Origin of the sequence: Variovorax trehalosi, from assembly GCF_051216415.1 — a bacterium.
GTDB lineage: Bacteria > Pseudomonadota > Gammaproteobacteria > Burkholderiales > Burkholderiaceae_C > Variovorax.
In genome coordinates this window covers 971,499-984,176 of the sequence record NZ_JBPJZG010000001.1, presented here as the reverse complement: position 1 = coordinate 984,176, position 12,678 = coordinate 971,499, and the positions used below count along the sequence as shown (strand labels likewise).

The window sequence follows — 12,678 nt, the reverse complement described above, 5'->3', positions numbered from 1 at the left end:
CTGCTCACGCGCCGCATCGTCGATGCCAGTCTTTCTTTCTCTCGCAGTCTTCGCGAACGGGTACCTCAGCCGCACTGAGGTCGGAGCCACACATGACCCATCGCCTCAACTACATCAAACAATCGCCCGAACTCTTCAAGAAGCTGATTGAGTTCAGCACGCTCGTGGACAACGGCACCATCGAGCAAACGATTCGAGACCTGGTCACGATCCGTGCGTCGCAGATCAACGGCTGCGCGTTCTGCCTCGACATGCACATCAAGGAAGCCAAGATCCATGGCGAGCGCGAACTGCGCATACACCACGTGGCCGCATGGCGTGAGTCGACGCTCTTCGTCCCGCGTGAGCGTGCGGCACTGGCCTGGACCGAAGTGCTGACCAAGCTGCCCGAGCAAGGCGTGCCCGACGACATCTACGAGCGTGTGCGCACGCAGCTTTCGGAAAAGGAACTTTCGGACCTGACCTTCAGCGTCATGACCATCAATGCATGGAACCGAGTGAACGTCGCGTTCCAGACCGTGCCCGGGTCGTCCGACAAGGCCTTCGGCCTGGACAAGGCAAACCTCTCCTAAGTCTTTGCAGCAGCCGTAGGCACCGCCTCTTGCGGTTCCTACGGCTACTTGTCGTTTGGCGCATTGGCGCTGCCTTCTTCGCGCCGGGCTGCGAAGGCGACTTGAGAAGCGCAGCCTTCCCTCGCCATCGATAGCTGCACTCGCAGATCCAGCGCCCGCCTTTCCTTTTTCGAGTTCTTTCTCGCCGTGTCGCGGGTGGCGCAGCCGTGCGTTTCCAGAGCACGCCGTCGGTCGAGCTGAAGCGGTGTTGCGCCGCCATTGATGCCGTTGGCTCAATGCGGCGTTTCGCTCGGCAGGCCTACCGCATCGAGCTCTCGAAACCTAGATTCGAGTGCGACAGATACATGGCGCGCGAAGCCTTTTTTCTCGTCGCGAGCAATGACTGTTCATGCGCCTTCAACGGCTTTCCGTTCGATGGCTTCCTCCAATTTCAGGAGTAGTTGATGACGAAAAAAATCTTCTTCGCAGCGCTGCTGGCCAGTCTCACCACCTCGATATCGATCTATGCGATCCAGCCGGCGAGCGCTGACGCGCCGCCCCAAGCGACGGCCGAGGCCTCGGTCGCGAGTCCGTTTCTCTCGATCGATCTGCCATATCCGATGCCCCAGGAGCCTTTGGACCGCACGCCAATCACGCCGACAGAAACGGTGGGCGCCGCGCAATACGAGCCCTTCTGATCGATGCGTCTGCACGAACTCCGCCCCTCGAAGAAAGACCTCCATGTCCCTGAATGACCGAGAGCCGCCTGCGCGGCGTCTTTTCCTGCGCCAGATCGGCGGCGCTTCCAGCGTCGCCGCGCTCGCGGCGCCCGCACTGCTCGGTGGCCTCGCCAGCCCGCTCGCTTCGGCGCAGCAGAGCAGCGTAGCCCGCCCCAACGACGATGCCCGGCCTTCGGGTTACCTGTCGCTGGGCCCGCAGGAAGCCGCCTGCGTGGAGGCCCTCGTCAACGTGATGTGCCCGGCCGATGCAATGACACCGAACGGTGTCGATTGCGGCTTGCACCTGTACATCGATCGTCAGCTGGCCGGCGGCTGGGGGCGTGGCGATCAGCTCTATCGACAAGGCCCCTGGCGCCCCGGCAAACCACAGCACGGCTACCAGTCGCCCCTCACACCCGAGCAGCACTTCAAGGTCGGCCTCGCGGTGCTGCGTCGCGAGGCCCAACACCGCACGGGCAAGGCCGTCGAGCAGCTCGAAGCGGCCCCTCTCGACGCCCTGCTGCAGGAGGTCGCAGCCGGCCGCATGGACGACGCGCGCTATGCGCTCGGTGCGTGGTTCAACGACTTTTTCTATCCGCTGTTCGTCCAGGCCTGCTTTGCCGACCCGATGTACGGCGGCAACCGCGACAAGGCCTTCTGGCGCGCCGTGGGCTTCCCCGGCCTGCCCGCCTTTCACGGACGCAACGTGGTCCAGTTCCGCGGCCTGCCCTTCCCCGGCGCGGCCGAGCCGCAATCGATCGAGGACTTCAACTGAAGGCCCCGCCAATCCATCCCCATGACTCACAAACTTCCCAAGCGCGCCGTGGTCTTCGTCGGCGGCGGACTCACCGCCGGCCTGGCGGCGCGGCAGATGATGAACTCCGGCATCGACGTGCTGGTGCTCGAGCGCGGTGGCGATCTCGCCGGCAGTGCTGCCGCCACGCTGCCCAACCAACGCGACGAGCTGCGCTGGGGCGTACGCAACGGCCTGGTGCAGAACTGGGCCAACGAGACCTACACCCTGCGCCATGCCACCAGCGAGAGCGCGCTGCCAGTGCGCCGCATGGAGGCCTTCCTCCCCGGCGAAGGCATGGGTGGCGCGGCGAACCACTGGAACGGCCAGACCTGGCGTTGGGCCGAGTACGACCCGACTCTGCGCACCCGCCTCGAATCCCGCTACGGCAAGGCCGCGATCCCGCGCGAGATGACGGTGCAGGACTGGGGCATCAGCTATGCCGAGATGGAGCCGTATCACGACCTGTTCGAGCAGCTCTTCGGCATCGCCGGGCAGGCGGGCAATGTCGGCGGGCGGCTGATCGACGGCGGCAACCCCTTCGAGGCGCCCCGACAGCGCGACTTTCCGCAGCCGCCGCTCGAGATCCTCGAGTCGGGCCGCATCTTCAAGGCTGCCGCGCAGAGCCTCGGCTATAAGCCGTTCCCGCTGCCCGCAGCCAACTCGCCGCGCGCCTACACCAACCCCGATGGCGCAAGCCTTGCGCCGTGCCAGTATTGCGGCCACTGCGAGCGCTTTCTCTGCGAGGCCAATGCCAAGGCCAGTCCGGCGGTGTTGCTTTACCCCTTGCTGCAGAAGCAGCGCAATTTCGAGATTCGACTTCACTCGCAGGTGACCGGCCTCGTCTACGACAAGCACGCCAAGCGCGTGACGGCCGTGCAGTTCATCGATCTGCAGACCGCGCAAACGTACGAACAACCGGCCGATGTCGTCGTGCTCTCCGGCTTCACCATGACCAACACCAAGCTGCTGCTCACGAGCGGCATCGGGCGCCCCTACGACCCGAAGACGGGCAAAGGCGTGGTCGGCAAGAACTTCTGCTACCAGGTGATGTCGTCGGTGCCGGTGTTCTTCAAGGACCGCTTCATCAATCCGTTCATGGCCTCGGGCGCGTCGCAGATGGTGGTGGACGAGTTCAACGGTGACAACTTCGACCACGCCGGGCTCGGCTTCTTCGGCGGCGGCTACATCTACTCGAACGTGACGAATGGCCGCCCGATCAATGCCCGACTCCATCCGGCCGGAACGCCGCGCTGGGGATCGGCGTGGAAACAGGCCAATGCCGACTGGTACGCGCACGCCTTCAACGTCGCGGTGCACGGCAGCAACTACCCGCACAGCCAGAACTACCTCGACCTCGATCCGACGTACCGCGACGCCTACGGCTCACCATTGCTGCGCATGACCTTCAACTTTCACGAGAACGACCACCGGATGAGCGAGTACGTCACGAACAAGGCCGCCGGCATTGCGCGCGCCATGGGTGCCACGACGGTCGGCGCGCCCCAACCCCGGCGAGGCGACTTCGATGCGCGCCAGTACCAGACAACGCACACCACGGGCGGAACGATCATGGGCGCCGATCCGGCAACGAGCGTGGTGTCGCCACGGCTTCAGCACTGGGATGCGCAGAACCTCTTCGTGGTCGGCGCTTCGGTCTATGCGCACAACGCGGGATACAACCCCACCGGCCCTCTCGCGGCACTGGCGCTGCGCCTGGGCGACGACCTGGTGCGCTATGCAAAGCAACCGCGCATGCTTTGAGGAGACTGAAATGCGAACACTCCTTGTCACCGCCTGCGCTGCAGCTTTCGTGAACCTGGCGCATGGTCAGTCGGCCATGCAGACGCCCAAGACATGGACGACCTGCGCGGCTTGCCATACGGCTCAAGGCGCGGCCGCCATCGGACCGCCACTCGCCGGTGTGGTGGGCCGAAGGGCCGGCTCGTCGCCAGGGTTCGGCTACAGCCGAGCCATGAAGAACGCGCAGATCACTTGGGACGACAAATCATTGGCGGCGTTTCTGAGCGATCCGCAGCAAGCCGTGCCGGGCAACCGGATGCCTTTTGCCGGCGTTCCCGATCCCGGCGAGGTGGCGGAACTCGTCCAGTACCTGAAGACGCTGCGGTAGCAGGCAACTGCCAGATGGCCGATGCGCTCGCGCGTCTGACCGCCTATCGCGTGAACCAAGCCATCGGCGGGTTGCGCGCTCGGGCCTACTCTCGGGCTGCTTCGGTGGCAACCTAGCCAGCGGGACGCTTTCGCCCCGCGTTGCCCGCCCTCCGGCAACACCAGCCGGACAGGCGTTCAATCGCCTTCAACCACTCCCCCTTTGACGCCGCTCCAGCGAACGCTTTTCGCGCAGGTGCTGGAGCCGCGTCTGTGCGCATTTGCCGCGTCAAGTGGCGCGCACCGTGCGCCCGCCTTTCCCGTCCGCGAGTTCGTCGCCATCCAAGATTGCCGATCGTCCTCAAAATTACGCTCCGACGCGTTTCGTATTAGAAATACAATCGCTCCGGATCGTTTCGTAAATAAACGATCCGTGCAACTCTCCTCATGCCTAAACGCCAGGATTCCAACCTTCCCGCCGAGCCGACCCTGGGCCGCCCGCGCAATGCAAACGCCACGGAGGCGGTTCGCGCCGCAGCGCTCGCCCTTGCTTGCGAAGGCGGTATCGGCCATGCCACGCTCGGGCGCATCTCCGAGCACAGCGGCGTTGCAAAGACGACCATCTACCGCCGATGGCCTAATGCGGCCGCGATCGTGATGGACGCCTTTCTGGAGGACATCACCCCGCTCATCCGCTACCGCCGCAAAGCCAGCGTGCGCGCGACCTTCGTCGCCGCGTTGAGGGAACTCGCGCATGCGCTGCGCGGCCCCCGCGGCGATCTGCTTCGCCACCTGCTCGGCGCGGCGCAAAGCGATGCGGACCTGCAGAAGGTGTTCCTCGACCTGTGGATCGCGCCGCGCCGCGCACAAGCCAAGGAAGTCATCGCGGAGGCCAAGGCGCATCACGAATTGCGCGCAGACCTCGACGAGGAGATCTTCATCGACACGCTTTTCGGGGCCGTTTACTACCGGCTGTTGATCCCTTATGCCGAGGTGACCGACCGGTATGTCGAAACGCTCGTCGACCAGGTATTGGCCGGCGCAACCGCGCGCTCTCACTAGGTCCGCGAGCGGGTCACAGGTCAACGGAGCAGCGCCATGCAACATCACGAGAGTCTCGAACGATCCGCGCCTTCCTCGCAAGCGGGTTCCCAGGCGGAGGCCGTCGCAGCGCTGCGCAGCCCCGGCACGATCGGCGTTGGCGTGGGCGTCATCGTGCTGCGCCACGGAAAGGTTCTGCTCGGCAAGCGCAAGGGATCGCATGGCGCAGGGACGTGGTCCGCGCCGGGCGGCCGACTCGAGTTCGGCGAGTCGATACAAGCGTGCGCCGCGCGCGAATTGCGAGAGGAAACGGCGCTGGATCTCGGCGCCGTCGAGCCGGGCCCCTATACCAACGATGTCTTCGCCGATGTGCAGGAGCAGTACGTCACCGCCTTCGTGGTGGCCCGGCAGGCAACTGGCGATCCGGCAAATCTGGAGCCGCACAAATGCGAAGGCTGGGCCTGGTTCGATTGGAACGACCTGCCGCAACCCTTGTTTGCCCCCCTTCAGTCGCTGGTGGCTTCGGGCTACATCGCACTATGACCCATGGGCAGCAGGGACTAGCGCGATGTCGCGCAGTCCCGGGCTACGATCTCAAACTGGTACTTAAGTCTCAACCCATGGAAACCGTCGACCCGATCCGCCGCCTCCTCGTTCAACGACCTTGCGCCGCTCGCGCCTGGCTCGCGGCGACCTGAGGCGGACCGCCGCAGATACCTCATGCAAGCGCAGCCCGAGGACCCATCTCACCTGGCGTCGGCGGAAGTCCGGTGGTACTTCGGCGTTTTCGTTCTCTGGGAGGCCCAGCGCCGGCTCGAGCGGGCCGGCGAGGCCGTGCGGATGGGGCCGCGCGCTTTCGATCTGCTGCTGCAGCTGATCAAGAGGGCCGGCGAATTCGTGAGCAAGGATGACCTGCTCGCGGCGGTCTGGGCTGGCGTCGTGGTCGAAGAGGCCAGCGTGCGCGTCCACATGTCCACGCTGCGCAAGGCGCTGGCCGAGCCGGGCGAGAGCGACGAGTGCAAGGAGTGGATCTCCAACATTCCGCTGCGCGGTTACCGCTTCAATGGACGTGTCCGGCGTGAGGCGGCGGGCCTCTCGGCCAAGCCCGCGGCACCGCAGCCCGACCCCGGTTTCACCCCGCTGCCGGTTCGCCTGACCGAGCTCGTCGGTCGCGAAGCCGATCTGGCAAGCGTTCTCGAATCACTCGAAACCCGCCGGCTGGTGACGATCGTAGGCACCGGCGGCATCGGCAAGACCCGGCTTGCGATCCACGCTGCGGAGATCCACCAGCACACGCACGGCACGGAGATCGCCTTCATCGATCTGTCGTCGCTGATCTCCCAGGATCACGTGCTCGGCACGCTGGCGCGCGCCGTGGGAGTGCCCGCCGACCTGCCCGACATCGCGGGGGCCATCACGCAACGCCTGAGGGGGCGCGCCGTGCTCCTGTTGATCGACAACTGCGAGCACGTGGTGGATTCCCTGGCGCTGCCGATCGACGGCTTGCTTTCCGTGCTGCCCGGCCTGCGCATCCTCGCGACCAGTCGCGAGGCGCTTCGCGTGGCGGGCGAGTATGTCTTCCGCTTGCCGACGCTTGCGATCCCGGACACCGCGCAGATCTCGCTCACGCAGGCGCTGCACTGGCCATCCGTCGAACTGCTTGTAGAGCGGGCCAAGGCCGCGGGCGCGGGTGCGTTCGACGAATCGCATGGCCCTCTGCTGGCACAGATAGCCAGGCAGATCGACGGCATTCCCCTGGCCATCGAACTGGTGGCCGCGCGCCTGGGTGTCCAGCCAGTCGCAGATCTGGCGCGCAGGCTGGACGACCACATGCGTCTCTATGCCTTCAGCCGCGCCGCACTCGCACGGCACCGAACGCTGGCCGCGGCGCTGGACTGGAGCATCGCGTTGCTGAGCGATACGGAACTGCGGCTCTTTCGCTGGTTGTCCGTGTTCCGTGGCCGTTTCGATGTCGAATCCGCGCTTGGCGTGAGCGCCGGCGGCATGGACACCGAGGTGGCCTACGACGCGCTGATCTCGCTGGTCAACAAGTCGCTGGTCTTCTTCGACAGCAACGACGCTGTCGCGCCCTATCGGCTGCTGGACACGACGCGAAGCTATGCCGCTGCGCTTCTCGCGCAGAGCGATGAACGATCGGCATTGCTGCGGCGCCACGCGGTGCTCATGCGCGACCTGATGAAGGCCGCAGCGGCGGAGCTCTCCGACCTCACCGAGCAGGCCTGGGCCGACCGGTACGCACACCGCCTGGACGACGTGCGCTTCGCGCTCGAAGTCTGCCTGACGCAGCAGCCCGACCCGAAGATGGCCGCCTCGCTGGTGACGGCCTCCGCGCCATTGTGGTTTCACCTGGCCCAGGTGGTGGAATACCGCGACCGGGTCTCCGCAGCGTTGGCGCTGGTCGACCGGCAACCCGCGCGCGACACGGAAACGGCGACCTGGCTGAACACAGCCCTGGTCAGCGCCTTGCTCCACACCGGCAGGTCTACACCGGAGCTGGGTGCCGCCGCCGACGAGGCCCTGGCCGGCGCGCTTGCCGTCAAGATCCCCGTGCTGGAACTGCAAGCCCGTTGGGGACGGTGCACGCACGACATGTTCCGCGGCGAATATTCGGCGGCCCTGGATCAGGCGCACACGCTGATGGCGGCTGCGCAATCCTGGTCCGACCCCGCCGCGCTCAATCTCGCTCACCGCGTGATGGCGATGGCGAACCATTTTTGCGGCCACTTCGGTGTGGCAAGGGTGCACAGCGAAGCTTCCGTGCGCGTGGGCGGCGGCCTCGGACATGCCCGCGCGAACATGGTGGGGGTCAACGCCATCGTTGCCGCGAAAGCCATGCTGAGCCGAACCCTCTGGGTGCAAGGGGAGACGGCCAGGGCCCTGGAAGAGGCCAGCGATGCGGTGGACCGGGCGCAAGCGGCCGGAAGGTCAGTCTCGCTGTGCTCCGCGCTGTACGGCGCCTGCCCGGTCGCGCTGTGGGCCGGTGAACTCGATCTCGCCGCCGGATGGATTCACTTGATGACGGACGAAGCACAGCGCAAGGGCCTGGTGGGCTGGCTGCGCTATGCCGAGTGGTTCTCCCAAGGCCTGCAGTTGAGCATCGCGCCGGACCGGGACCTCTACGTCCGTGAAGTGGCCGGCCAGCTCGCAACCTATGACGCACCCCACAGGGAGATGCTCGCCACCTTCTGCATCGACTGGGTCGACGACGACCTGATCGAGCGCGTCTCTCGCGGAGAGAGTCCATGGGTAGCCGCCGAGGTCTGGCGCGCCGCCGGCTGGCGCGCGGAGCAGAACGCTGCGAGCGACGAGGCAGAGGCCTTCTACCTGCGGGCAATCGAGACCGCCAGGCAACAAGGCGCCGTGGCCTGGGAACAGCGCGCCGCGCTGGCGCGGGTCCGCCTGTCGGGTGCGCAGGCGGCTCAACGCTGACCGGCCCTGGCGCGCAGTCCTTCCAGCATCCCCACCGCACGCAGTTCCCAGGCGAGTGCGCCTTGCGAACGTGCGAGGGCGTGGGCCTGCAGATAAAGCGCCTCGGCTTCGGCGTCGTTGCCCTGCAGTTCCATGCGCCGCCCGGCAGCACGGCAAACCTCGGCGGCGCTCCACTGCCCTTCGCCCCGCATCGCGCGAGCTACCAGGTCATCGTCCACCCATCGGTCGCAGAAGGTGACCATCATTTCCCTGCGGGGTTCATCCATGGCCAGGACCTTCGCCGCGACGGCATCGATGTGCGCGCCGGCATCGTCGACCTCGCCGAGCTTCATTGCGTCGTCGTAGCAAAGCGCCCAGGCGTGCCAGTAGGCAAAGCCCTTGGACCGGGTCTGCTGCAGCAGCGTGTCGGTCCAGGCGCGGGCGGCCCCTTGTTCGCCGGCCCAGATGGCCATGGGACAGATCCAGAAGAGCGCAACGCACAGGGACAGCGCGTGCCCCAGCGCTTCAGCCTCCTCCACGCACCGGATGGCAGTGGCCATGGCAAGACGGCTCTCGCCCTGGATCCACAGCGTTCTGGCAAGAATGGCCATTGCGGTGGTGCGCGCGTCGGGCTGGAAGGCGTTGGCATGGTTGCGCCGGATCGCGTCGTCCACGTCCGCCGCTGCTTCGGCATGCGCCCTGGCCTCGGCGAACGCGCCGCAGAAGTGACTGGCGAGCGCCAGCATCCGATGCGACAGGTTGCGCGTCACTGCGTTGGTCGAGTGGCTCGCAAACTCGCTCAGGAACTCGGCATGCCGCAACGCCGGTGTGTACGCGCCGCGCGTGATGTTCAGTGCGCAAAGGCCCCATCGCGCCTGGAATTCGAGCGTCTTCACCTTGAATTCCAGCGCGCATGCCAGCGCCCGCTCGCACGCCTGCGTCATCTCGGGCACCGTGCCGCCGGTGTGCCACAACGCGTTGTAGAGCGCGATCTCCAGTCGTCCGGCCATCAGGCGGTCGGGGACCTTCAGCGCGTCGACCTGGTCCAGTGCCGCGCGAACGCGATCCCGGTATTCGCTGACTTCGGACAAGCGGAACCAGAGCGGCGCCGATGCGACGGTGAGCGCGCCTGCGATCGTCATGTCGTCGTGGTGCCCGATGCAGGCATCCAGAGCCGCGCGAACGTCGTCCAGGCAGCCGCGGTAGCGCTGCGTCCAGGCATCGGCGTCCAGCAAGGCAAGGTCGGCAGTGGCAATGCCCATGAGGTCCAGCATGAAAAGGGCATGGCTTTTCGATACCGCGTCTTTCTCGTCCGCCTGCACGAGCAGCGCATGCGCATAGCTGCGAGTGGTGTCGAGCAGGCGGTATGGCGAGTCCGCGGCCTGATCTGTGTCGTACACCACGAGCGATTTGCTGGCGAGGTTCAGCAGCGCGTCGGACGCCACGTCCGGGTCCAGCGCACTGGCCGCCACGCTGAGCGCCGCCGCGATGCCGAAGTAAGCGCGGAACACCGACAACCTGCGAAACAGCAGCAACTCGGCGTCGCCCAGCAGGCCGATGCTCCAGTCCAGCGTCGCAGCGAGCGTGCGGTGTCTCGCCAGCGCAGCCCGCTTGTCCGTTGAATGCAGGCGCATGTGATCGTCGAGCCCGAATGCCAGCTCACCCACGGGTTGGGCTCCCAGGCGGGCCGCGACCAGCTCGATCGCCAGCGGGATTCCATCCACCTGTTGGCAGATCCTGGTCAGCGGCCCGCTGCTCGCGTCATCGAATGCGTCAGCGCCCGCGGCCTGGGCTCTCTCGACGAGCAACTGCACCGCCGGCGAGCGCAAGGCATGCGCCAGGGAGCCGGGCTGGGACTGCTGGACCGCCAGGGGCATCAAGCGAAAAACATGTTCGCCTGCCACGCGAAGCACCTCGCGGCTGGTTGCAAGGACCCGCAGGCCGGGCAACGCCGCGAGCAACCTGCCCAGGAGCGGCGACAGCCTCTCGATGACATGTTCGCAGTTGTCCACGAGCAGCAGCATCGCCTGGCCTTCGAGGCGCTGGACGATGGCTTCTTCGATGTCCGGCACGCCGCCTCGCACGCCGATGGCGCGCGCCATCGTCGTCAGCACGTGGTCCTGCGATGTCAGGGGCGCGAGATCGACGAAGCCGAATTGGGCTTGCAGCCGCTCCCGATAGCGTGCGGCGACGCGGATGGCAACGCTGGTCTTTCCCACGCCTCCGGGCCCGGCGACGGTGACCAGCCTGCTCGCCGCAAGCATGCCGAGCACGCGCTCGATCTCCACCTCGCGCCCTACGAGACTGGAGACGCGAGTGGGCAACGCCGAGGGCGCATCCGGCAGCGATGCCTGTGACACTTGCGCGGCGATGGCAGACGGCACGAACTCGCAGTGCACACGCCCCAGGAAGCGATAGCCGCGCAGCGGAATGTTGGCGATCCACTCCAGGCACCCGTCCTCTGCGCCGGGCGGACCCAGGGCCTTGCGCAGGATCGACATATGGACCCGGACGCTCGCCTCCTCGACCACCGTGTCTGGCCAGACCGCCGCGAGCAACTCGTCCTTGCTGATCACTTCGCCGGCGCGACCCACGAGTGCAACCAGCAGGCCGATGGCGCGCGATCCGAGCCGCACCTGCCGCCCGTCGCGCTCGAGCCTTGGCTCGGTCTCCCACAGCGCAAAGGCGCCAAAGCGCCACCGGCGAATCTCAGACACGGATCAGCCCGCGCTGCGTCGCCTTGACGGCCACTTGCACCCTTGAGCCGACATGCAGCTTCTCGCAGATCCTTGAGACGTGCGCCTTGACGGTATTGGCGGAAATGTCTAGCTTGCGGGCGATTCCCTTGTTGCAATCGCCTTTCACCAGAAAGCGCAGCACGTCCTCTTCCCGGGCGGTGAACCCTGCGCCTGGGCTGCCGTGCCTGAAAAGCATCTTCGTGCGCTTGCAGAGATAGAGAGAGCCTCCTCGCGCCACGTGGCGAATGGCCTCCATCAGCTCGGCCGGGCTCGCCTCCTGGCGCACACAGCCGTGCACCCCGCTGGCGATCGCCTGCATGAGCTCGCCCTCATTGTCCCGTCGCATTACGACGATGACGCGCGGCACACGAAAGCCGCCTGCCGCGCCGGGCTGATCCAATGCCGGTGCCGGTGCCGATGCGAGCAAGCTCAGCGCGCAGGCGTGGTCGGCCACGATCACGTTCACGATGCCTTCGTCAGGCCCGTTCTCTGCCTGCACGTGAAAACCGGGTTCCTGGCCGATGAGCGCGACGAGGCCGGCCGTGACGAGCGAATCGCCATGGCACACACGCACGTACAGATCGATGGCACCGTTCATGGCGATGCCTCCAGAAGCAGTCCGCGGCGAAGAGCCTCGCCTATCGCGGCGGTCCGCGTCGGCTCTTCGAGCTTGCGCAGGATCGCCTTCACGTGCGTCTTGACGGTCCCTTCGCCGATGCCCAGGCGTCGGCCGATGTCCTTGTTGGGCAGGCCCTCCGCCATGAGTTGGAGCACCTCGAGTTCGCGAGCGGTTGGCACTGCGGCCGAAAAGTTGTCCAGCAACTGGTCGGCCACGGGGCAGGACAGGTACCTGCGGCCCTCTGCAACGCAACGCACCGCGTCCGACAGTTCCTCGGCCGAGCAATCGTGCAGAAGGTAGCCGCGCACGCCGGCGTCCACGGCGCGGCGAATCTGCCACCCGGTGCTTTGGTCCGTGACCACGAGGAAAGATTTCAGCGTGGAGCGATTCCGGTCGGATGGGACATTCGTGGCCTTGTGAACGCCGGTTGCGTAGTCCGTGACGAGCACGTCGACGGGCTCGTCGTCGCCATCGGCGTCGGGGAGGCCGGATCGAACGACGAAGTCGGCGCGGGCGCGCAGCAGAGATGCGATGCCAGCGGCCACGTACGGGTCGCGGTGTGCGACCGCCACATGGATCTGCCTGGCCTGGGTCGGCGCGGTCATGGGCTCAAGTCCTTCTGGAAGTCATGGGTGGAAGTCTGTGCGGTTGGCGAATCCGTCGCCAGTTAAACGGTGTC

Annotated in this window: 11 protein-coding genes; 8 read left to right on the top strand and 3 right to left on the bottom strand. The window is 66.3% G+C overall.

The genetic code is table 11. The features are described from left to right. The first annotated feature begins 92 nt into the window (after positions 1 to 92). From ACSFA7_RS04615 to ACSFA7_RS04580, 8 genes are all read left to right on the top strand, one after another. Positions 93 to 572: a carboxymuconolactone decarboxylase family protein gene (locus ACSFA7_RS04615; protein WP_435498296.1), complete on the top strand. Its 480-nt coding sequence runs from the start codon at positions 93 to 95 to the stop codon at positions 570 to 572. Positions 573 to 1,015: 443 nt separating this feature from the next. Continuing rightward, entirely contained in the window at positions 1,016 to 1,249 is a 234-nt protein-coding gene (locus ACSFA7_RS04610) for a hypothetical protein (protein WP_435498295.1), read from the top strand. 43 nt (positions 1,250 to 1,292) lie between these two features. Then, complete coding sequence (locus tag ACSFA7_RS04605; protein WP_435498294.1) at positions 1,293 to 2,045, top strand: gluconate 2-dehydrogenase subunit 3 family protein; 753 nt, start codon at positions 1,293 to 1,295, stop codon at positions 2,043 to 2,045. A 21-nt stretch (positions 2,046 to 2,066) separates the two neighbouring features. Then, complete coding sequence (locus ACSFA7_RS04600; RefSeq protein WP_435498293.1) at positions 2,067 to 3,827, top strand: GMC family oxidoreductase; 1,761 nt, start codon at positions 2,067 to 2,069, stop codon at positions 3,825 to 3,827. 10 nt (positions 3,828 to 3,837) lie between these two features. Continuing rightward, positions 3,838 to 4,194 carry a c-type cytochrome gene (locus tag ACSFA7_RS04595; RefSeq protein WP_435498292.1) on the top strand — a complete coding sequence of 119 codons (357 nt, stop codon included), beginning with the start codon at positions 3,838 to 3,840 and terminating at the stop codon, positions 4,192 to 4,194. Between the two features lie 425 nt (positions 4,195 to 4,619). Continuing rightward, entirely contained in the window at positions 4,620 to 5,234 is a 615-nt protein-coding gene (locus tag ACSFA7_RS04590; protein WP_435498291.1) for a TetR-like C-terminal domain-containing protein, read from the top strand. 36 nt (positions 5,235 to 5,270) lie between these two features. Continuing rightward, positions 5,271 to 5,756, top strand: a complete 486-nt coding sequence (locus ACSFA7_RS04585; protein ID WP_435498290.1) for a nucleotide triphosphate diphosphatase NUDT15 — start codon at positions 5,271 to 5,273, stop codon at positions 5,754 to 5,756. Positions 5,757 to 5,933: 177 nt separating this feature from the next. After that, a complete protein-coding gene (locus ACSFA7_RS04580) occupies positions 5,934 to 8,663 on the top strand; it encodes an ATP-binding protein (RefSeq protein ID WP_435498289.1) in 2,730 nt (909 codons plus the stop codon). Here ACSFA7_RS04580 and ACSFA7_RS04575 read toward each other — a convergent pair. The 3 genes from ACSFA7_RS04575 to ACSFA7_RS04565 are packed head-to-tail and all read right to left on the bottom strand — an operon-like array spanning position 8,654 to position 12,604. Then, entirely contained in the window at positions 8,654 to 11,359 is a 2,706-nt protein-coding gene (locus ACSFA7_RS04575) for an ATP-binding protein (protein ID WP_435498288.1), read from the bottom strand. The genes ACSFA7_RS04580 and ACSFA7_RS04575 overlap by 10 nt on opposite strands. Next, positions 11,352 to 11,978, bottom strand: coding sequence for a LuxR C-terminal-related transcriptional regulator (locus tag ACSFA7_RS04570; protein WP_435498287.1), 627 nt, complete (start codon positions 11,976 to 11,978; stop codon positions 11,352 to 11,354). The genes ACSFA7_RS04575 and ACSFA7_RS04570 overlap by 8 nt, the downstream gene beginning before the upstream one ends. Then, positions 11,975 to 12,604, bottom strand: coding sequence for a response regulator transcription factor (locus ACSFA7_RS04565; protein WP_435498286.1), 630 nt, complete (start codon positions 12,602 to 12,604; stop codon positions 11,975 to 11,977). The genes ACSFA7_RS04570 and ACSFA7_RS04565 overlap by 4 nt, the downstream gene beginning before the upstream one ends. Positions 12,605 to 12,678: the final 74 nt, after the last annotated feature.

Coding starts and splice junctions, on each gene's coding strand:
- ACSFA7_RS04610 (WP_435498295.1), top strand. CDS start 1,016: ATGACGAAAAAAATCTTCTTCGCAGCGCTGCTGGCCAGTCTCACCACC.
- ACSFA7_RS04590 (WP_435498291.1), top strand. CDS start 4,620: ATGCCTAAACGCCAGGATTCCAACCTTCCCGCCGAGCCGACCCTGGGC.
- ACSFA7_RS04565 (WP_435498286.1), bottom strand. CDS start 12,604: ATGACCGCGCCGACCCAGGCCAGGCAGATCCATGTGGCGGTCGCACAC.
- ACSFA7_RS04580 (WP_435498289.1), top strand. CDS start 5,934: ATGCAAGCGCAGCCCGAGGACCCATCTCACCTGGCGTCGGCGGAAGTC.
- ACSFA7_RS04615 (WP_435498296.1), top strand. CDS start 93: ATGACCCATCGCCTCAACTACATCAAACAATCGCCCGAACTCTTCAAG.
- ACSFA7_RS04570 (WP_435498287.1), bottom strand. CDS start 11,978: ATGAACGGTGCCATCGATCTGTACGTGCGTGTGTGCCATGGCGATTCG.
- ACSFA7_RS04585 (WP_435498290.1), top strand. CDS start 5,271: ATGCAACATCACGAGAGTCTCGAACGATCCGCGCCTTCCTCGCAAGCG.
- ACSFA7_RS04595 (WP_435498292.1), top strand. CDS start 3,838: ATGCGAACACTCCTTGTCACCGCCTGCGCTGCAGCTTTCGTGAACCTG.
- ACSFA7_RS04600 (WP_435498293.1), top strand. CDS start 2,067: ATGACTCACAAACTTCCCAAGCGCGCCGTGGTCTTCGTCGGCGGCGGA.
- ACSFA7_RS04605 (WP_435498294.1), top strand. CDS start 1,293: ATGTCCCTGAATGACCGAGAGCCGCCTGCGCGGCGTCTTTTCCTGCGC.